This window comes from Pseudoalteromonas sp. J2K-J599, assembly GCF_059295115.2.
Genome location: NZ_CM200271.1, coordinates 2,404,992 through 2,426,729, shown reverse-complemented (window position 1 = coordinate 2,426,729; position 21,738 = coordinate 2,404,992). Strand labels below are relative to the sequence as shown.

The following is a 21,738-nucleotide window of genomic DNA, read 5'->3' as shown; positions in this document are numbered from 1 at the left end:
ATGCAAAAGCAAAGCGCAAACTTTTCATTTGGTAACGAGACCGAAATAGAAGACTTAGGAAATGGTCTAAAACGTCAAATGCTAGGTTATAACGAAGAGCTAATGGCTGTTAAAATTTGGTTTGAGAAAGGGGCTATTGGTTATAACCATGCTCACAGACATTCTCAAGTAACGTATGTTGTTGAAGGTGAGTTTCACTTTAACATTGATGGCGTAACTAAAATCTTAAAACCGGGTGACAGCTGCTTAATCCCACCATTTGCTGATCATGGAGCTACCTGCCCAACAGGCGGAATCCTGATTGATACTTTTAGCCCAGCGCGTGAAGACTTTCTTGAGGATTAATTATGCAACTTAAAGGCTTACGTTGGTGGGTTATAGCGCTAATAGCGCTAGCTACCATTATTAACTATATCGACCGCCAAGCACTTAGTGTGCTTTGGCCGGACATTGTTGAAGATTTATTTCCTGATGAATCAGCGCTAGAACGCAAACAAATATACGCTAATATTTCTATTGTGTTTGTATTTGCTTATGCATTTGGTCAGGCAATCTTTGGTAAAATATTTGACTGGGTGGGCACACGCTTCGGTTTTGTACTATCAATAGGTGTTTGGTCTATTGCAACCGTTGCGCATGCATTTGCACAAGGTGTACTCAGTCTTAGTATTTTTCGCGCAATCTTAGGTGTAGCAGAAGCCGGTAACTGGCCTGGTGCAGCTAAAGGTAACGCAGAATGGTTCCCTACTAAAGAACGTGCTTTAGCACAGGGTATTTTTAACTCTGGCGCCGCAATTGGTGGCATTATTGCTATTCCTTTAATTGCTTATTTAACTATCTACTTTAGCTGGCAAATGGTGTTTGTTTTTGTTGGTGCATTAGGTTTCCTTTGGTTAGTTCCATGGTTAATTTTAGTTAAAGCACCGCCTAGCTCACATCCTTGGCTAACTGCCGAAGAACGTGAATATATCTTAACGGGTCAAAGACGTGTTGATGACAACGGTGATGTAACTGGTGAAGACGAAGAGGAATATAACCCTACAACTGCTGAGTTACTTTCTCGTAAGCAAAGCTGGGGTGTAATCATTGCCTCTGCCGCAATTGACCCAATTTGGTGGTTATTTGTTTTTTGGATCCCTATTTACCTAAATGAAGTATACGGTATGGATGTTAAATCTATTGGTATATACGGTTGGGTACCTTATGTAGGCGCTATGTTTGGTGCTTGGTTTGGTGGGTTATTGGCTCAAAACCGACTCAAAGCAGGTTGGAATACAGATAAAACACGTAAGCTTACTATTACGCTGGGTTGTTTAATTATGTTACCAGCGCTACTTGCAATGGCAAATCCAGGCGGACCAACAACAGCGGTACTAATTATGGCTGTTATCTTATTTGGTTTTCAAACTGCAATTGGTAACGTGCAAACACTACCAAGTGATTTGTTAGGTAAAAAAGCAGTGGGTACATTATCAGGTTTTTCTGGTATGGCGGCAAAGCTTGGTGCTGTAGGTCTTACATCGCTAGTACCTTTTCTTACTGCTGATGGTAACTACACACCAGCATTTGTAATTGGTGCTTCTTTAGCCATCATTGCAATGGCAGCTGTTTGGATTTTAATTCCAAAAATAGAACCTCTTAAAAAGCCTCAATAATCTAGATAATAACTGCTATGCCAACATATTTTGTATATGTGCATAGCAGTTAACTACATAGGGTAACTTCCAAGATGAAAAATATTTACTTTATCGGTGAATGCATGGTCGAGCTTAGAGCTATGAGCGCGGCAACACTGCACCAATCATTTGCAGGCGATGTTTATAATTCTGCAGTGTATTTAAAACGTTGCTTCCCGCAGGTTACTACTTCGGTTGTTACGGCTTTAGGTCAAGATAATTTAAGTAAAAAAATGCTAGAACGCTTTGAGAGTGAACAAATAAATACGCAACTTGTATTTGCTCACGACACCAAAGTACCTGGTATGTACTACATAGAAACTGATGAGCATGGTGAGCGTAGCTTTATTTATTGGCGCAATGATTCTGCAGCTAAAAAGGTTGTTGATTTTTTAGATGCTAATGCACTCGAGCAGCTTAGCCAAGGTGATATGTTTTTCTTTTCAGGAATTTCATTAGCAATAATTGAAGAAAGTGCACGTGAAGACTTTTGGAAAGTTGTAAAGCAGCTTAAAGATGCTGGGGTTAAAATCGTTTTTGATCCTAACTACAGAGCACGTTTGTGGAATAGTGTAGAGGAAACAAAAGAGCAGTATCATTTAGCCTTTACGTTTGCAGATATTACCCTACCAGGCGTTGAAGATTTAACAACACTTTATGACGTTCATAGCGTAGAAGCAGTTGTTGAATATTTAAAGCCTTACCAAATTGAAGAAATTGTTGTTAAAAATGGCCCTGAATCGGTAGTGACAAAAGAGGGCGATACGCTTCAAAGCCACACCATAATACCGGTAACAAATGTTGTAGATACGACATCCGCAGGCGATGCTTTTAACGGTGTTTACTTAGGTGCACGTTTATCTGATAAATCAATTTCAAGTGCTGTACAACTTGCTGCAAAAGCGGCAGGGACTGTTATACAGCAACCAGGTGCTATTGCTCCAAAAGATATATTTCAGCTAGCAATGGCTGAAGCTGGGATTTGATACCAATTTTATTAAAAACATGATCACCTTAGCGTATTAAATAACTCACTAACTACGTTAAAAATTATTTATATAGAGCAACTATGTATCATAATTTTAGCCTTGTTATTGAGCTATTTTCTTGTCGCTATAATAGCTCATTAATTTAATGCAATTGGTATAACAAAATAATTAACCTGAACTCTGGTTAAGAGATTTACTAACATATTGAATCATGGTGATATTTAAAATTATTTTCTCTAGCTAGAGATTGTCAGTGAAAACAAGGCGAATTTACGCGTCAATAGCGGGCCTATTGCAAGTAAATTCAACGCAGTTAGCGCTGAAAATAGCTGCTTGAGATAGATTTATTATCTAGAGTTCAGGTTAATCAAACATTAAAGGCCGCCATACCTCGGCCGCATTACTTTTTATAAAGGAACAACGTTATGACTCGCTTTTCTGAACTTATGGCAGGACAAACACTGCTACCTATAATTCAAGCAGATACTCCAGAGCAAGGTGTTCAAATAGCGAAAGCTATGGCCAATGCTGGGCTTACTTTAGTTGAAGTAGTGCTAAGAACAGAGGCATCAATAGAGGCATTAAAAGCTATTAAAGCACAGGTGCCTGAGCTAAAAGTAGGTGCAGGGACAGTCATCAATACTGATATTTTGGAGCAAGCACTTGAAGCGGGTTCTGATTTTATTGTAACCCCAGCGGTGTCTCCTGCGTTACTTGAAGCACTTGCTAAATGTAATGTGCCGGTACTTCCTGGTGTATCAAACACCGGTGATATTTTAATGGCGCTTGAGTATGGCTTTGAAGAGCAAAAATTATTCCCAGCATCGCTTGCTGGTGGCGCTCCTTTTGTGTCAGCTGTGTCGTCAGTATTTAGAGCAGTCAGCTTTTGTCCTACAGGTGGCGTTAGCGAAAGTAACAAAATGGACTATCTTTCTTTAAATAATGTATTCGCCGTTGGCGGTACTTGGATAGCGAAAAAAGAATGGGTTGAACAAGAAAATTGGCAAGCAATTACTGATTCTTGTATCCAGGCTTTAAAATAGAAAGGATTTCATAAATGAATTATTTAGCCCCAACAATACTACCAGGCGTAATCGTTGGCGACGAAGTAAGTGCTGTGTACGAGCATGCACGTACACATCAATATGCGTTGCCAGCGGTAAATGTTGTTAGTACAACATCTATAAATGCGACGCTAGAAGCTGCTAAAAAGAAAAACTCGCCCGTTATTATTCAGCTTTCTAATGGTGGAGCACAATTTTTTTGTGGTAAAAGCTTATCTTTACCAGAGCAACAATCAGCTGTGCTTGGGGCGGTAAGTGCTGCAAGATATGTACATTCAGTGGCAGCACATTATGAAGTAGCAGTGATGCTTCACACTGATCACGCAGCTAAAAAGCTACTACCTTGGATTGATGGTTTGCTTGATGAAGGTGAAAGACACTTTGAACTGACTGGCAAGCCATTGTTTAGCTCACATATGATTGATCTGTCAGAAGAGCCTTTAGAAGAAAATATCGAAATTTGTGAACGTTACTTAACGCGTATGGCAAAAATAGGTATGACGCTTGAAATTGAGCTTGGTTGCACGGGTGGCGAAGAAGACGGTGTTGATAACTCACACTTAGATAGTTCTGCTTTATATACTCAACCTGAAGATGTTGCATTTGCTTACGAACGCTTAAGTCGTATTAGCCCTAACTTTATAATTGCAGCCTCTTTTGGCAATGTTCATGGTGTATATAAACCGGGTAACGTTGTTCTTACGCCAACTATTTTAAAAGATTCACAAGCTTACGTATCAGAAAAATTTAATCTACCAAGCAACTCAATTAACTTTGTTTTTCATGGTGGTAGTGGTTCTGAGTACAGTAAAATTGCAGAGTCTTTAACGTATGGCGTAGTGAAGATGAATATTGATACCGATACGCAGTGGGCGTGTTGGACAGGTATTTTAGATTACTACAAAGACAAGCAAGCATACCTACAAGGGCAAATTGGTAACCCTGACGGGGATGATAAGCCAAATAAGAAATACTATGACCCTCGTGTATGGTTGCGTCATTCAGAGCAAAGTATGGTTGCAAGACTAGAGCAATGCTTTGACGATCTAAATTGTGTAAACAGGTATAGCGCATGAAAAGATTAAATACAGTATTGAAAGAAGACGGTGTAGATACCGATCTTATTTTACTTATTCGCACAATTTTAGCGACCAGTAAAGAAATTGCTTTTCGAGTAAGCCAAGGTGAATTAGCCGGTGTTTTAGGCTCAACTTTGAATGAAAACGTTCAAGGTGAAGTTCAAAAAAAGCTTGATGTAATCGCAAACCAACTACTTAAAGACATCCTACTTGATGATAGCAGTGTACGATCTGTTGCATCAGAGGAAGAAGATCATGCGGTAGGTGGCCACCCTGAAGGTAAGTTTATTGTTGCTTTTGACCCGTTAGATGGCTCTTCTAATATTGATGTTAATGGGCAAATAGGCACTATATTTACTATTTACTTAGCCCGTGATGATGTTCCTTTTGACAGCGACGAGCAATTTAGTCAGCCCGGTGTAAATCAGGTGTGTGCAGGCTATGTGTTATACGGCCCTTCATCATTACTTGTAATGAGTACTGGCGGTCCTACGCGTTGTTATACGTTAGACTCAACACATGGCGGTTACTTACTGACAAATAAGCAGTTAAGTGTGCCAGAACAAAGTTGTGAATTTGCCGTTAATATGGCTAACTACCGTTACTGGGACGAACCAACACAAGTGTATTTTGATAAATTGCTATACACCTGTGAAAGCTTTGAAAAAAGCTCAATGCGTTGGAATGCAGCGATGGTAGGTGACGTTCATCGTATTTTATGCCGAGGCGGGTTATTTTTGTATCCACAAGATAAACGCAGTGGTAACGATAATGGAAAAATAAGACTGCTTTATGAAGCAAACCCGTTAGCACTTTTAGTTGAAAACGCAGGTGGTAAAGCAACCTCTAGAGGAACGCGAATTTTAGATATTGCGCCCACTAGCTTGCACCAGCGTGTGCCTGTAGCTTTGGGTTCAAATGAGCCTGTAGAGTTTTATAATAACGCCATGTTATAAAACAGCACTCAAAAAAAGGGGTAAGAAAATTGCCCCTTTTTACCTTTAATTTTAATTCTCTTTGTAAATCATCCTCTTTAGACAAACTCACTTCTTTTCTTATTGTCTTCAAATAAGAATACTTCACATATATTTAATAATATTACTTACTAAACCCTATATAAAACTAAGTTTTTACTATAACGCTATGTATCTTCAACGTTATTTTTCACAATTGAATTCAATTCTTAACCAACAATAAAAGCCCGAGGTTAACTTGGTGTTTATTTATTGTTATTTAATTAGGTGGGGATAGTGGAAAAACTTATTTTATTGTGGTTATATTACCAGGTTGGTTAACAATTTATTTGAAATTCAAATGAATTTGGTAATAAGCACATGATTTATTTGGTAACACACACAATAGATAACCAAATATTAAAACTATAAATTTGGAGAATAGAGCCACCATGAAATTCAAACATTTTGCGCTATGCGCTATTGCAGCAGCAATCGTTGGTTGTGACACAAACTCAAACAACAATGACAACAACTTGGGCTCTATTGCTCTTAGTGGAACTGTTACAAGCGGACAAACATTAACAGCTGAAGTTAGTGACCCTGATGGTATCTCAGGTGACGTGACTTACTACTGGTATGCAGATGGTGAGGCAATTGCTGGTGCAAATAGCGCTTCATTTACATTGACTGACGATCAGATAGGGTTACCAATTACAGTTCAAGGGCTTTATACCGATGATGGCGGTATTAATGAATCGCATATTACAGAACCAACCGCAGATGTTGCCGCAATCGCATTTCCTGCAAGTTTAACTATTACAGGTGACGCACTAGTTGGTTCGCAACTAACTGCTAATGTAGCTGACGACAATGGCTTTGATGGCGATACAGTAACTTATAAATGGTTTGCAGATGACGTAGAAATTGCTGATGAAGCACTTTCAACGCTCACGTTAACAGACGCACAGTTTGGTACAGTTATTACAGTTAGTGCATCTTTTGAAGATAGCCGTGGGTTTAACGAGTCTGTAACTTCAGCCGGTACAGAGGTTGTCGCACGAACAAACTCAGAAGGCGAAGTTACAATTAGCGGCACGCCAACTGTTGGAAATACTTTAACAGCAGAAATTAATGATACCGATGGGGCGACAGGAGATATTACTTATCAATGGCTTGCTGACGCACAAGAGATAGATGGCGCAATAGAGAGCACCTTTACAGTTGATGCATCACTTTTAGGTCAAAAGATAAGTGTTCAGGTTGCTTATACAGATGATAATGGGTTTATCGAGGATAATACATCAGAGGAAACAATTGCTGTTTCTGCTGTTGCGGTTGATGAAGCCGGTAGCGTAGCCATTATGGGTGTAGTGCCTTATTTAACAAATGGCGAGTTAACCGCTGAGATAACTGATAACAACGGCGTTGAAGAGGCTAACGTTACTTATACTTGGTCTGCTGATGGTGTTGAAATAGCTGGGAGCAATAGTAAAACATTTACGCCTTCTGATTACGCTGGCTCAATAATGTCAGTAAAAGCCACGTATACAGATAATGATGGCTTTGCGAGTGAGGTTACAAACTCACTTGATACACTGGTTTACACACAATTAGTTAGTAACCCTGAAGCACTTCTTGGTGCTATAAGTGGCGGTTTAGCTGACGGTGATGTTATCGGCTTAAACACGGGTGTTTATGCTGATATGGACGCAATTTTATTAACCAGTGCAGTAACGCTTCGCGCTGTAGAAGGTCAAACTCCTGTACTTAGTGGTGAAGTATGTGTGCATGTAGCTGCTGGAGTAGATGGCGCTGGGTTAACAGGGCTTACCTTTAAGAATATAGATACTAAAGCGGGTGCATTTTGTGAAACCGAAGAAGGTGCTGTTATTTACTCAGAAGGGGATAACTTTACTTTTTCGCAAAACACGATGGATGGAGAAGAAGCTACACTCAATAACTCTGAATACCATTGGCTGATGATAAAAGGTCAAGGTGCGTTGGTTGAGCGAAATACATTCTCTAATCGAAATGTAGCAGAAAAAGGGTCTGTGATAAAAATATCATCATCAAGCTCTGATCACATTATTCAATATAATTTATTTAGTGACAGTGATAATCCAAACTTTGATCAATCAAGTTTATACTTAATCAATGCAGGTAGTACAACGGGTAGTGGTGCAGCTGATAACGCAAACTTTACTATTCAGTATAACCGCGTAGAAAACTTTGTAACGGGTCGTCGTTTAATGCGTGTACAAACTTCTGGCGCAACCATCAAAGGCAATACAATCGTAAATCCTAATGGTGGTATTTCATTAGAAGATGGTGGATTTAACAGTGTTACAGACAACATTATTATTCGTACTACAGATATTGCAAGCTCAAGCGACAGACCTGCTGGGGTATTGATCACACCACTTGGTCACACCGTTAGTAACAACTACATTGCAGGTATTCGTTCTGGTAATAAAGAAGCGGGCGGTATTGTATTTACAGCTAACCCATTTTCACAAGCTGATGGCGGTGTGCCAAACTCAGGTAACCAAGCTGTACTTGATAGCGCTGGCGACTTTACACTAAATGTAACAAACAATACGGTTTTGAACTCACAGCAACCTATTGTATTTAGTACGGAAATAGGCCCTAAAGCACCAACAAGTGATTGCGATGAGTTAACCGCAGCGAATGCACCGGTACTATACGGGCTGACCAAAAATGCGTTTGTTATAAACTTTAATGGAAATTTAATTGCAAACGGTTTAGGCGATCAAACAGACGCAGATACAATAAACAGCAGTGCCACAACTCAAGGCCTATTTTACCCAAATACACTTGAAAGTGACCATGCTTTTGAATATGACTGTGACTTAATTAATCATGATAGTTCGGTGCTAAGTAATAACTTTGGTTATATGGATAGTCGAGTATCAGGCGATGCAAGCGGTGACTGGGTTGAAATTAGAAAACTAAATGGTAATGGCGCATTCGATACTGATGGTGCAATTGACCAAGACCCAGCAACTAACGGTAAAGAAGTGCTTGAGTACGTTACAGCAGCAAGTACGTTATTAGAAACTGACCCTGCAGGCCTTCAGGCAGAGGCGGGTGCTAAAGGTCTTCATTATATTCAATCATCTGAAGTAGGTGTTGGATCTACATGGAAAATACAAAACGATTAAGTAACCAATTAATCAGTTAACTTTTAAAAGCCCCAAATTTGGGGCTTTTTTATTATTTATACTTTTCACCACGCTTTTTTAGCCTCCATAACTCATTTATGGACTAGTTTAGAGCTATTTATATTCTAGTAAAAAACCTGCCTGACCCACTGGTAATGCCGTTAAGTTAAAATTGGTATACCTTATGGTAATATTAAAACGTCAAATTGGTTGATCATCGTGCTGGGTTTAAGTATATTAATGTCAAAGGTCACATAAAATATACATCAGCATAACAAGCTAACACACTAAAATCACACAACAACAACCAGCGGAGAATTCAAATGTCGTTGAAGTCACGAGATAACAATAATTCTACAACAGGGCAGTTTGCAATGCGCCCAGTTGCAAAATGGGTAAGAACAGCGGTCATCGCAGGTATGGCAAGTTCTTGCGTATTTACAGCAAGCGCACAGGAAGATCAGGGAAAAGCGACAGAAGTTGAAGAAGACGTTGAAATAATTAGTGTTACAGGTACACGTAGAACGATACAAGATCAAATAGCAATTAAACGTGAAGCAACAACAGTAGTTGATGGCCTGTCATCTGAAGATATTGGTGATTTACCAGCACTGTCTATCGGTGAAGCACTAGAATCAATTACAGGTGCTGCATCTCACCGTGAAAACGGTGGTGCTACAGAAATCACTATCCGTGGTCTTGGTCCATTTTTAAGTGCAACACACATTAATGGTCGTGAAGCGACAAATGGTAGTGGTGACCGCTCAGTTAACTTTTCGCAGTTTCCTTCTGAACTTGTAAAAAAAGTAGCGATATATAAAACGCAAGATGCGTCAATGATTGAAGGTGGTGTTGCAGGTGTTATTGCACTTGAAACTATAACTCCACTTGATTTTGGCAAACAGCGCGTATCAGCTGAGGTTAAATTAAATTACAACCCTGATGAAGGTAATGTAGATAACTCGCTGCAAAGTGACGCGGGTTACCGTGGCACGTTTAGTTATGTTGATCAGTTTGAATTTGATAACGGCCAAGCCGTTGGTGTGTCTTTTGGTGTGCAGCGCCAAGAAATTAGTCAACCAGAGGCTGAATACAGAAGCTCTAGCCCATCAGGTTCTTCATTATGGGCGTGTTTAAACGATCCGACTAATACCAATGAAGGTTTTTACCGAAGCAGCGCAGGCGACTGTGAAGACCAAGTTAATGGCAGTAGCAACCAAGGTTACGATACAGAAATCGATCCAGAAACAGGTAAAGCAGTAAGTGATGGGACTCCTTATGCTTGGACTGGCAGTAGCCGAAGCTTTCGTCAAAACGAGACATCTGATGAACGTGATGCAGTATTTTTTGCACTGCAATACCAACCGTCAGCTGATTGGGATATTAACTTTGATGCACAAATTTCAGATAGAACACAACAAGAAGCACGCCACGATTTAATCTTTTTACAAAAACGTGCAACACCAGGTGTAACCGGTCCAACTCTTGTAACTAACGATGTAGGCGGTATTTTACATTGGGAAGGTGAAGAGCGTATTGAATCAGCGGGTGAGCAATTTTCTCGTGAAGAAAACTACCAAGGTTACGGCATAAATATAGAACATACAGTTACCGATAGATTAACTGTTGACTTAGATTTAGCGTATTCAAAAACTGAACGTGAAGAACTTCAAATATCTAATCGTGGTAGAACATCAGGTCGCAATTTCTTTTCTTGGGATATGGGCGATGAAATTCCTCATTTCACATTGACAGATTTTGACGTAACAGATATTTCAAACTTTACAGATAGCCTAAGAACACGACTTGACCGTGAAAATGTTCGTGAAAACGAAGTTATCTCAGCGCGACTAGATTTTGACTATGCGCTAGATGGCAACGTTATTACAAGTATTCAAGGTGGTATTAGAACATCTGAAATGACCTTCCTACAGTATGGTGGTAGCCAAGGTAACGGTTCAAGAAACGAATTTACACTAGACTCTGGTACTGAAGCGCTTGACGTATTACAAGGTTGTCAAATCGATTTTCCTGAATCAGGCTTTTTATCGAGTGTATCTGATGGCGATATCGTAACAAATATTGATAGCGACGGTAACGTTGTAGCTAGCGGTACAGGTTCATCATGGGCTACATACGATAACGTATGTTTCTCACAAGCTGTAGCTGGTTCTAACGCTGATGGTGTGTTTGCTTACCCAGAAGTTGAATATGAAAATGCTGGTACAATTGATGTAACAGAGAAAACAACATCAGTGTACTTAATGGCTAACTACGATACTGAAATGTTTGGCAAATTCATTCGCGGTAACTTTGGTCTTCGTATTGTAGACACAGAAGTAACTTCGATTGGCTTTAGAAATAGCTTTGACGTAGTAACAAGTGACACAGGTATACTGTCTCTAGTTGAGTCTGATAACGGTTCAATGGATAAAATAAAAAGTGGTGGCGATTACACTAAGTATTTACCAAGCTTTAACCTAGTTATTGATTACAGTGAAGATATTTTATTCCGTGCAGGTATATACCGTGGTATGTCACGCGCAGATCCATCTGATTTAGGCTATAGCCGTACATTCCAAGAAGATACAGAAGGTACAGCAACATCAATCAGCGATTTATTAGTGGGTGTAAATGGTTCTGGTAATCCAGACACTCAACCACTTATGTCTTGGAACTACGACGCTGCGTTTGAATGGTACCCTAACGAAGATTCAATCTTAGCGTTAAGCCTATACTACAAACAGTTCAATGGCGGTTTTCAACAACAAACCGTAATTGAAGAATTTACTGTTGGTGGTGAAACAGTTTCACTACCAATCACCAACTCTGTTACGTCAGACGAGGACAGTGAAATACTAGGCCTAGAAGCTTCATTTTCTTACCGCTGGGATAATGGCATCGGTATGAAATTTGGTTACAACTATGCAGACACTGACTTTGAGTTCCAAGATAGCTTATACGGCGATACGTTTGTTACTGATGTAGACGGTAATACTACACAATTAACTGACGGTATTGTTGAGTCGGCTTCAGTACCTGGCTTCTCAAAGCATGTATTTAGCAGCCAGCTGTACTACCAAATTGGTGGGTTTGATACTGCCGTTATTTACAAATATCGTAGTGAGTATTTCCAACCATATACTACAAATGGTACTCGACTTCGTTATGTTGATGGCGTAGGTGTGTGGGAAATGCGCGCATCATACAAAATCGATGAGCACTTCAGAGTTAAAGCAGAAGCAATTAATTTGTTCAGCGCACCTAAATCACAAGATTTCTTTGTTGAAGGTAACCTAGGTGAAGTGAATGACTACGGCCCACGCTTATTCTTAGGTTTAAGCTACAAGCTGTAATAATAGTTAAAATATTATAAACATTAAAAAGGCGGTTTTACCGCCTTTTTTCATGTTTATAATTCAAGTTAGATTAGTTATGTAGACTGGTATGTGCCAGTGTAGGACGGATAAGCGAAGCGGCATCCGACACAGTAAAATACCTTGCCAATTATCATCAACATTTTGTGTTGTCGAGTGGCTGAACTCACAGCCCAAAGGAAACAAAAAATCTAGCCCGTTTGATCTTCAAACTCACACAAACCTTCAATGTTACAGCGGCAATATCTTACGATACTACCGCCAGTAATAATGCTCGAGATAGTATTAAACCAATACCTTTATTTTTTAACTTTTCCCTTAAGAACATAAATTTCACCATCGAAACTGCCTTGAATCGTTAGCCCTTGGCTTGCCAACTCTTGCAAATATTCAACATGATCATCAGTAATATGCTGGCCTGGGACTAAAAGCGGAATGCCCGGTGGGTATGGAGTAACTAAACCTGCACAAATGCGGTTGTTACTTTTGCTAATAGGCACAGATTCGCGGTCACCATAAAAAGCATCGCTTGGAATACACGCCAAGTCTATGGCTGGTAAATTTTCAGGTAAGCGAGCTCTACGCGTCGATTTCGATAATTTTACTTTACCGCTGTCTAGCTTTTTCAATGCATTGTACAAACGAATTATTTTTGAGCGCGTGCCGCCAAGCGTCAGTAAAACCAAAATGGTGCTGTGTGTGTATTTTTCTATCTCTAGCCCAATTTCATCCAGTAGATATTTATGAATATCTTTTAATGAGTAAGGTAGCTCACTAATATCAATAAGGATCTTTAATGGGTCGTGGCCCATATTATCACCACTAAAATGCGGGAATATTTCCATAAAGTCTTGCTTAGCTAATACTTTAATTTGCTTAAGCGAGGCCATCTGTTGTTTAAACTCCTCAACATGATTTAGCAGCGCATTGAGTAGCTTATAGCCTTCCATCTCTAATTGCTTTTGGCACACGTCAAGCGATGCAATAAGCTGATATTTAGGCGATGTACTAGCGTAGATACTATAAATCTCTCGAAAGAAATCGGCATCAAAATCGGGATCGTTAATATGAATATAAGACGCTTGAGAAAACGCCGATACTACTTTATGCGCCGAATGCGTAATGTAGTCAGCCCCTGCATGTATCGCAGAATAATGACGAAAGCTAGGATGAAACAAAGAGTATGCAAACCAAGCTTCATCTATAAATACCTTAATACCATATTGATGAGCATAATCTACGACTTGTTTTAGGTCGCTAAGTAAGCCATCGTAAGTACAACCGGTAAGCACTAGTAGTTTAGCATCAGTATTGTTTTCAATTGCTAACTTGATGTCGGCCAACGATGGTGGCGCGAAAATGCCATATTTTGGATTTAAAATACTCGCCAAGTAAATGGGGTAACTAGCTGATTGCAAGATGCCATAGTGTACTGATTTATGGCAATTACGGTCGACAATTACTTTATCTCCCTTACGCAGGAGCGTCTGCAAGATGATTTTATTTGAGGTGGATGAGCCATTTGTAACAAAGTAGGTGTGCTTAACTTCAAACGTCGCCGCGGCTGATTCTTGGGCGCGACCAATAGTATTAGTGCTGTCTGATAATGAACCTAGCGAGTCTACCGAAACCGACAGGTCGCCAACAAATACATTGCGGCCGTAAAACTGATAAAAATCTTTGATGTAAGGTGAGTTTCTAAAGCTAGAACCCCCACTATGACCCGGTGTATGCCAAGAGTCGTTTGCTTCACCAACGTAACGACGATACGCCGTCCAAAATGGCGTTTCAGAGCGGTCGTCAAAATCGTTGATCATATATCCTAAAATAGCTTCTGGGTCAGAAATCACTTCATCTTTAAAAAAGAATGATTCGATTTCTTCTGATTCGTTAACGATTTCCAGCCCTTTAGTGTCGTCGCCAATAACATAAACCGGTAACTCAAGACGAATTGCCTTTAAATCTTCAATAAAGCGGCTATACATCCGCTCACCCACTTTGTTGTGCATATCCCAGCTTAGAACCACGGCTTGAATATCACCATCTTCCTCTACACATTCCAGCGCGTGTTTAAGCTCGAGGCATTCAATAATATCGATATGAATATCGTCTCGCTCAAAGTTAGGAATGGTCTTTGATAGGTTCGTTGAAAGCCCTTGTAAAGTGGCTGGGTCTTGCTCAATTATCAAGATACGAAGTAGAGGTAGCATAGAGGGTTTCGCAATATAATTTTATAATGCTCACTAGCATAACCAAAGGAGTGTAACTTGTGAAATTAATACTTTGATAATGTTCTAATAATTATTCTATTTAATTGGCTACTACAAATAAGAGGCGCAATGAAATTCATGTGTTTTCTGTTTGCATCGTAAGCATAAAGATTTTGATCATTATCAACGACAATATACTTCCCTTTAAGTTTTATACCACTGCAGTATAAAAATTATACCTATTTGATGGGCAGTTTTGTGCCAATAGCGGACGTTCGTAACGACTCAAGCAGCGGCGCACGTTAGCGCGTCCAGCCACGTAGTGGCGATGCTGCCTTCTTGACTTGTTACATGTATGATATTAGCCATTGCCATACCTCCCCTAAATCAATCAATGCGGGTGAAGTAATTAGACCTGATTGAAATGCAGCGAAAAATGCCAAAATAGCAGTAAGCCTAAGCATCCAAGTATTAGAAGATTCAGCATCTTTAGCTCTGGCAGTTTCTATTTGATACTGTTCAAGAGTTGATACGGCTTTCCCGGTTATAAAATATTCAAGTTTGCCACCGTTACGTCTAAGCTCGCCAGAAGCCTCAAATGACGATAAATATAAATCCATCTTTTTCCGCAACTCTGATCTCTGAGGGTGAAGATACCACCTGAGAGAATACATATAGCTCATAAGATCTAAAGAACTAAATGCCTTTTCGGGCTCCTCGGATTGTTTTGCAATTATTGCTTCTAGAATTGACATTCGTTTGGGAAGCTGAAGTTTCTTTTTATTAAAGAAGAACTGCGGAACAGAATGCTTTGCTAGAGCAAAAATAGATTGGAGCCTATAAAATTTTGTCCACTCATGAATTGCGAAGTCGATTAACCCTGTGTATGTATGTGTAATGAGGCCGTGATAATGTTCAATCCTGATATTTAATCCTTTCGTTAGATTGAAAGGAATAGATGCATCGGTGCGAAAACCACCTCCCTCAAAATGGCTGCCACTTAGACAGTTATCATCAATAGAGTTAACCAGCATAATTGGGATATTGCCTTCATATAAACTGATCGAATAGCAATTGACTTGCTTACCGCTATCACCTGTTCTTGGAATGCGAGTTGGGCATGGCTTTGTTAGTAAGCCCTTTAAAATCCATTTCTGCAATTTATTCATATGATGTGGATTACTTTGTATATGTAACTTTTCAATAACGGGCGCAGACATGTGGGGCATAATGGCGCAGCCGCCCCGCGTGTATGCGTCCCAGCGAACGAAGTGAGTGAGTTTATTGAGTTGTTATACAAGTTTTTCAAAATCACCTTGTTCACAAGCATTGACTAAATCAGCTACAGTAAATCTTTCCTTTTTCCTTGCTAAATGCTCGTCTTTTAACTTTAGCTTACGAAACATATAGAAAGCTCCCTTGTAGCAAGGCTCTGAGCTGAAATAATCTGTGAATTTCAAGTTGCATAGATCTAAGTTAAATTGTTCATAACAACGCTCAAAAACTTCCCAAGCGTCATCGCCGTCGATATTCAAATCGACTAAAAAAGTACTGTCCATTGAAATCGATTCAATAGGCAAATTCATTTCTTGTGAAATTATTTCTACCACTTTATCTATAATCATCAGCTACTTGTATAACAATTTAATAGTGCGCTCATCGCGCATATTTCTGCCGACTAGACGCTTATTCATCTACTTTTAACAAATAACCTAAAGCATTACTACCAAAAGTTTTTTAAAGCTTTAAAGTAAAGTTTAATAGAACAATATGCGCGCGTCGCTCATTTTTATGAATATATGCGCAAAGAGCAGTTTGACCAATCAAGAACTACGATATTTAGTCAACCTCAACGTCAGCTCATCGCTCATACCCGAATTCTTTTGTAGCGGGCTAAGCTTAAAACTCCATAAACACCGGAGTACAACTAATGCATCAGTTAACAATATATCAGCCTAAAGAGCCTTGGAATAAAAATAAGCTTGTAGGACAAAAGTTACCTCTGAAATTACAGCAAATATGGGCTATCCGAATACGACTAGAACTTTTTCATAAAATAAGAGATCTAGCACTATTTAACCTAGCCATAGATAGCAAACTAAGAGGATGTGACTTAGTTTCACTAAAAGTTAACGACATCGCACATGGTAAAACAATCCAATCAAGGGCAATAGTCGTTCAAAATAAAACTGGTATGCCTGTTCAATTTGAAATTACTGGAAATACAAGGATCTCAATTGTGGCGCTCATAGAGCAATTTAGTCTCAATTCTTATGATTACTTGTTTAAATCACGAGTTCATTCTTCTGCACACCTCTCAACCCGTCAATATGGACGTATAGTTGACTCTTGGGTCACCTCAATTGGGTTAGATAAGACTCAATATGGTACTCATTCAATGAGACGTACCAAACCATCACTAATTTACAAAAAAACTAAAAATTTAAGAGCCTGTCAGCTTCTACTTGGCCATAGAAAACTAGAGAGCACTGTCAGATACTTGGGAATAGAAGTTGATGATACGTTAGAAGTATCAGAACAGATCGATGCTTAAATTTGAAGCTAAGCCAGACTCGAAGTTAGAGTCTGGCACGTGCCAATAGCACTCATAGCAACTTGTTGACTTGCTTTAGTTAGCAGTAAGCGGTCTGTTTGTTCACTTTGACAATTTCTGCTTCTAAAATTAAATGGTCCTTAATCTAACTTCTTATCAAGTAATTTTAGTGAGAGTGGTACAACAACATAAGAAATTAATGGCACAATAATACCTACAGCTACGATAACGTTGAGCAACTTATTATCTGTTACATACCGCCCAATAAAATCAGGGATAAAATAAACCAAAGGTACGAGCGCTAAGAATGAAATCAGCGCTATGATATGTTGATTAGGTTTTTTTACATTATTCATAGTCAATACATTTATCAAGAATTTTAAATAACGGCCGTACTCACATACGGCCAAATGGTTTTAGTTCTGGCCACTGGCCTGAAGGAAACTGTTATACACCCAACGATAGCTTGTATGTTCGCCCAACACTCCGCCGAGCGCTATGCCATGCTCGCTTCGCCAGTCATCCATCACTTCCGCTAATACAGATGCCCATGTGACCACTTTCACACCAGCTTGTGTCATTCGATGCATAGCAGCATCAGTTACAGCTTTATTCCAAGTGCCAGAAGCATCAACAACGGCATATACATCGTACCCCTCAGCAACGGCTGATATGGCTGGAAATAGTAAACAAACATCAGTCACAATACCTGCCATGATAATTTTCTTTCGGCCAGTGGCTTTAATGGCTTGTTTAAACTCAGGGCTTTTCCATGCATTAATCTCACCAGCACGCTCTATTATATCATCGCCTAAAATATCTGTAATTTCAGTCATGATAGGCCCGTTAGGTCCATCAGGCATACTGGCAGTAATAATGGATGGCATGCCCACGGTTTTTGCTAATGAACACAACCCCTTGATATTTTGTGTCATCAAATGCGGATCTTGGTCTCTACAACTAACCAATAAGCCTGTTTGATGGTCTATCATTGCCAAAACGGCGTTATCTATAGTTAGCATTTCAGTAAACTTATTCATTTCTTTCTCCTGATGGTTTGTAATTATTGATGTACGACTATCATGCTAAGTGGCGTAATTGCTTTTACTTCAGCATCAATGCTTCGAATTAGGTCGCCGTCTTGAATAGCCTGTCTGTCATTGGCTTCAGTAAATTCAGCGCTTCCATCTGTTACGTATACCAAAGACTCATTTGGTAATTGAATGCTTTTGCCGACATCAAGTTTTATGATGTCGATAATTGTCGAGCTATTGAATGTGTCGGACTGCTCTTTACTCCCCCCATAGATGCGTGTTACACCTTGAGCTTTTGGCGAGTAATATTTGTAACCCGCTGGTTGGCCCTTCTCTTCAGGCAATGCCCATAGTTGTATCATTCGATTTCTTTGGCTGTCGGGGTTGATTTCATTATGCGAAAAGCCCTCTCCACCAGCCCGCTGCACCTGCACATCGCCCTTTTCAAGACCTTGACCGTTTTCCAACGATCCTTCGTGGCTAACTTGACCATCAATCATCACCGAAATTACATCAATCTCCATATGCGAATGCATACCTGTTTCACCATGTGGGTTAAACTGTGCATCAGCCAAATAAACAAAATTGCCTAAGCCTTCTGATGTTTCAGGTGATTTGCGTTGCCCAAAAAGCTGTGTGTCTGTCACTAATCGATGTTCACGTAAACCTGCAAAACCTCCCAAAGTGAGGGTGTTTTTTGAAAGTATATGCATTTCATACTCCTGTCATATCTGTTAATAAAGCAATCATAGGCGCTATTTACTGTTTTATATATAAGGGCTTTTTGATAAGATAATTCCACTTTCAACAACAATTAGAAATTATATGAATTATGATGTGGATGACCTGTTAGTTTTCCTTGCAGTGGTTGAGGCTGGTAGTTTTACTGTTGGTGCTAAACGTTTAGGCATACCTAAAGCTAATGTTAGTCGCAAGGTATCACGGTTGGAGCAAAAATTAGGGGTGACACTGCTTGAAAGGTCAACACGCTCACAAAATTTAACAGAGGTAGGTACACGCTTTCTAACACATTGCAAACGCATTCGTGAGGAAATCGATTTAGCTGATGCTACCGTTTCTGAAATACTTCACAGTTATAAAGGCACGATAAGAATTGGCGCATCGGTGACTATAGGTCAGCAAATCATCAAACCGGTTATCTCTTCATTTTTACGCAAATACCCCGATATCAATATAGAACTAAGTTTAGCTAATCACCAAGTTGATCTTATTGAAGAGGGCTTTGATCTTTTAATTCGGATTGGTGACTTAGATGATTCACGTTTAATTGGTAAACGATTAGGAAGTGCTCAAAGAAAATTCTATGCAAGCCCTTCCTATTTAAAGCTTAACAATGAGCCCAAAGAAATTGGTGAGCTGTGTAATCATCACTTATTGTTAATGCGTATGCTTGGTAGCGATAATAAGGTAGAGCTTATATCAAAGGAAAAAAAAGAAATAGTTCAGCTAAATCCAAGGCTTGCTGTTGATGATTTTTCTGTCGTAAAGCAGGCGACTATTGACGGTGAAGGTATTGCACTCTTACCCAGCTATATGTGTAAAAAAGCAATCAGCAATGCAGAATTAATCAACATCCTTCCCAAATGGGGTATGAGTGATATCGATGTTTATGTGCTATATCCAAAGCATCGCGCAAAGATACCTAAAGTGAAAGCTTTTCTTAACTTTACAACAGATACTTTTTTAAAAAAATTATCACGCTGAAGGACTGCTTTGACAGTACATTTTTCTTTGAAGGTATCATTACTGAGTGATGGTTATGTGCTGAGCTGACGCTCATAAACTTAGTCACTTTTTATATACGTTTCTCAACTTTCCAAGGAAAATTTAAGCGGTTTTCACCTGCCCAGTAAAGTTTGATTTTATTACCAGACGGATCTTTAAGTATTGCTTCTTTCCACAAGTACCGTTGCTCTGTCGGCTGTTGTTCAAACTGAAAACCTTTTTTGGTCAACTCAGCACAAAGTTCATCAAGTTTTTCATGCTCGAAGTAAATCACAGAACTGTTTTCAAATTCACTGGATTCGAGTGATAAGGAAAAAGTAGAATTCCCATCTGGGCAAGAAAACCTTGTGTAATGGGGCGTATCGACAATTTGAGTGAAGCCGAGTTTTAGATAAAAGTTAACAGCAATATCCATATCTTTTACTGGTAAAGTAACCAGGTTAAGTTCCATTTAAATTCCTAGCGTATAACTTTTCAATAACGGGCGCAGGCACGTAAGCATAATAGCGAAGCCGCCCTGCGTGTATGCGTCCCAGCGAACGTAGTGAGCGAGTTTACTGAGTTGTTATGCATGTTTATATACAGAGTGAGTTGTGTTTTTAAAACAGTGTAAGGCGATAAAGGCCCCTAAAGTTAAACTAGCCACACTGCACAAATAATTTAAGCCATAGATTATCGTTTCCATTCGGCTCTCACTGTCGAGAAAAACATAACACGAGGAAATTATGTAAAGTAAAGCTATAACAGAGCTCCCAATTTTATAGGAAATCTTTGACGTGTTAAAAGCAGCGAACAGCAATGCTACTGAAAAAAACACACTTGAAAATGCTCCGATGTAATAAGCTGAATCTTGGAATTGATAACCTAATTCTTCATTTCGTAACATGACAAAAGGGGATATGAAACCGATTAATTCGGCTAGAATTGGTCCACTAAATAGTCCAAAAATTAAAATTTTAAGAGCACGGATCACTACACCTCCTTCTAAATGTATAACAACTTTATCAGAGGGCACTTTTCCTATTTTAGTGCGAAAACATCCTCATTTTGTGAACTTATATTAATAACAAATAGTGTAAGTTATTACCAGTTATAAGTATTATGCTTATTTAAACATGTGAAAAAGGGAAAGTATTCTTTTATTATTACGAAGACAATTACAACCCACCTGAATGTCTGGTTATCGCTCAAGGCTGCCTATAGTTACTCTGTTTTATCTTTAAACTCACACAAGTCTTCAATAATACAGCTGCCACATTTAGGTTTACGTGCTACGCAGGTGTAGCGCCCGTGTAGTATTAGCCAATGGTGAACGTCTACTTTAAATTCTTTTGGTACAACCTTTTCAAGCTTTTGTTCTACAGCGACAACATCTTTACCCATGGCAAGCTTGGTACGGTTAGATACACGAAATATATGAGTATCCACGGCTATTACAGGCCAGCCAAAGGCTGTGTTGAGTACAACATTAGCGGTTTTACGGCCAACGCCTGGTAGGGCTTCTAGGGCTTCACGATTTTCTGGCACGATGCTGTTATGTTCATCTACCAATATTTGGCACATTTTGTACACGTTGGCAGCTTTAGAGTTAAATAAGCCGATGGTTTTTATATAATCACGCAGTGTATCGTGACCTAAATCTAAAATGGCTTGTGGTGTATTAGCAACAGGGAACAACTTTCGAGTGGCTTTATTAACGCCTACATCAGTTGCTTGTGCTGAAAGAGTTACTGCTACTAGTAACTCAAATGGGCTTGAATATTCAAGCTCTGTAACTGGGTGCGGGTTATCGTCGCGCAGGCGCGACAGTATTTGGTGACGTTTTTCTTTATTCATGCAACTTAAAACGTATTAGTGCAAATTGTTGCTCT

Annotated in this window: 18 protein-coding genes; 10 read left to right on the top strand and 8 right to left on the bottom strand. The window is 39.4% G+C overall.

Annotation, left to right across the window (positions count from 1 at the left end; genetic code table 11):
- The 8 genes from AC5NT5_RS10950 (at position 1) to AC5NT5_RS10915 (ending at position 12,302) form a co-directional block, all read left to right on the top strand.
- Complete coding sequence (locus AC5NT5_RS10950; RefSeq protein WP_002962963.1) at positions 1–345, top strand: cupin domain-containing protein; 345 nt, start codon at positions 1–3, stop codon at positions 343–345.
- A 2-nt stretch (positions 346–347) separates the two neighbouring features.
- Positions 348–1,655, top strand: coding sequence for an MFS transporter (locus tag AC5NT5_RS10945; protein WP_002962964.1), 1,308 nt, complete (start codon positions 348–350; stop codon positions 1,653–1,655).
- 74 nt (positions 1,656–1,729) lie between these two features.
- The gene (locus AC5NT5_RS10940; RefSeq protein ID WP_494512821.1) at positions 1,730–2,662 is read left to right on the top strand and encodes a sugar kinase; all 933 of its coding nucleotides are present in this window, start codon (positions 1,730–1,732) and stop codon (positions 2,660–2,662) included.
- Between the two features lie 428 nt (positions 2,663–3,090).
- Entirely contained in the window at positions 3,091–3,708 is a 618-nt protein-coding gene (eda, locus tag AC5NT5_RS10935; protein WP_002962275.1) for a bifunctional 4-hydroxy-2-oxoglutarate aldolase/2-dehydro-3-deoxy-phosphogluconate aldolase, read from the top strand.
- Between the two features lie 14 nt (positions 3,709–3,722).
- Positions 3,723–4,805, top strand: a complete 1,083-nt coding sequence (gene fbaA, locus AC5NT5_RS10930; RefSeq protein ID WP_002962276.1) for a class II fructose-bisphosphate aldolase — start codon at positions 3,723–3,725, stop codon at positions 4,803–4,805.
- Positions 4,802–5,764 carry a class 1 fructose-bisphosphatase gene (locus tag AC5NT5_RS10925; RefSeq protein WP_494512822.1) on the top strand — a complete coding sequence of 321 codons (963 nt, stop codon included), beginning with the start codon at positions 4,802–4,804 and terminating at the stop codon, positions 5,762–5,764. Before fbaA ends, AC5NT5_RS10925 begins: the two co-directional genes overlap by 4 nt.
- Positions 5,765–6,213: 449 nt before the next feature.
- A complete protein-coding gene (locus tag AC5NT5_RS10920; RefSeq protein WP_494512823.1) occupies positions 6,214–8,946 on the top strand; it encodes a poly(beta-D-mannuronate) lyase in 2,733 nt (910 codons plus the stop codon).
- 323 nt (positions 8,947–9,269) lie between these two features.
- Complete coding sequence (locus AC5NT5_RS10915) at positions 9,270–12,302, top strand: TonB-dependent receptor (protein WP_494512824.1); 3,033 nt, start codon at positions 9,270–9,272, stop codon at positions 12,300–12,302.
- Positions 12,303–12,622: 320 nt separating this feature from the next.
- Here AC5NT5_RS10915 and AC5NT5_RS10910 read toward each other — a convergent pair whose 3' ends face one another.
- The 3 genes from AC5NT5_RS10910 to AC5NT5_RS10900 form a co-directional block, all read right to left on the bottom strand.
- Positions 12,623–14,533: an aminotransferase class V-fold PLP-dependent enzyme gene (locus AC5NT5_RS10910; protein ID WP_033021837.1), complete on the bottom strand. Its 1,911-nt coding sequence runs from the start codon at positions 14,531–14,533 to the stop codon at positions 12,623–12,625.
- A 347-nt stretch (positions 14,534–14,880) separates the two neighbouring features.
- Positions 14,881–15,702: a hypothetical protein gene (locus tag AC5NT5_RS10905; RefSeq protein ID WP_303428715.1), complete on the bottom strand. Its 822-nt coding sequence runs from the start codon at positions 15,700–15,702 to the stop codon at positions 14,881–14,883.
- Between the two features lie 123 nt (positions 15,703–15,825).
- Positions 15,826–16,158: a DUF1493 family protein gene (locus AC5NT5_RS10900; protein WP_182672796.1), complete on the bottom strand. Its 333-nt coding sequence runs from the start codon at positions 16,156–16,158 to the stop codon at positions 15,826–15,828.
- A 305-nt stretch (positions 16,159–16,463) separates the two neighbouring features.
- Here AC5NT5_RS10900 and AC5NT5_RS10895 point away from each other — a divergent pair, with 305 nt between their 5' ends.
- Positions 16,464–17,087, top strand: a complete 624-nt coding sequence (locus AC5NT5_RS10895; RefSeq protein WP_182672797.1) for a tyrosine-type recombinase/integrase — start codon at positions 16,464–16,466, stop codon at positions 17,085–17,087.
- Positions 17,088–17,227: 140 nt separating this feature from the next.
- On the opposite strand, the gene AC5NT5_RS10890 is transcribed toward AC5NT5_RS10895, so the two are convergent.
- The 3 genes from AC5NT5_RS10890 to AC5NT5_RS10880 are packed head-to-tail and all read right to left on the bottom strand — an operon-like array spanning position 17,228 to position 18,834.
- Positions 17,228–17,443 carry a putative antibiotic biosynthesis monooxygenase gene (locus AC5NT5_RS10890; protein ID WP_024594841.1) on the bottom strand — a complete coding sequence of 72 codons (216 nt, stop codon included), beginning with the start codon at positions 17,441–17,443 and terminating at the stop codon, positions 17,228–17,230.
- A 60-nt stretch (positions 17,444–17,503) separates the two neighbouring features.
- Positions 17,504–18,127, bottom strand: a complete 624-nt coding sequence (locus AC5NT5_RS10885; protein ID WP_058551563.1) for an isochorismatase family protein — start codon at positions 18,125–18,127, stop codon at positions 17,504–17,506.
- A 23-nt stretch (positions 18,128–18,150) separates the two neighbouring features.
- The gene (locus AC5NT5_RS10880; RefSeq protein ID WP_182672799.1) at positions 18,151–18,834 is read right to left on the bottom strand and encodes a pirin family protein; all 684 of its coding nucleotides are present in this window, start codon (positions 18,832–18,834) and stop codon (positions 18,151–18,153) included.
- Between the two features lie 112 nt (positions 18,835–18,946).
- Here AC5NT5_RS10880 and AC5NT5_RS10875 point away from each other — a divergent pair, with 112 nt between their 5' ends.
- On the top strand, positions 18,947–19,846 hold the full coding sequence (locus AC5NT5_RS10875; RefSeq protein ID WP_024595477.1) for a LysR family transcriptional regulator: 900 nt from the start codon (positions 18,947–18,949) through the stop codon (positions 19,844–19,846).
- 91 nt (positions 19,847–19,937) lie between these two features.
- On the opposite strand, the gene AC5NT5_RS10870 is transcribed toward AC5NT5_RS10875, so the two are convergent.
- Together AC5NT5_RS10870 and nth are read right to left on the bottom strand one after the other, a co-directional pair.
- Positions 19,938–20,318 carry a VOC family protein gene (locus AC5NT5_RS10870; RefSeq protein WP_494512825.1) on the bottom strand — a complete coding sequence of 127 codons (381 nt, stop codon included), beginning with the start codon at positions 20,316–20,318 and terminating at the stop codon, positions 19,938–19,940.
- A 752-nt stretch (positions 20,319–21,070) separates the two neighbouring features.
- Positions 21,071–21,703, bottom strand: a complete 633-nt coding sequence (gene nth, locus AC5NT5_RS10865; RefSeq protein ID WP_024595475.1) for an endonuclease III — start codon at positions 21,701–21,703, stop codon at positions 21,071–21,073.
- Positions 21,704–21,738: the final 35 nt, after the last annotated feature.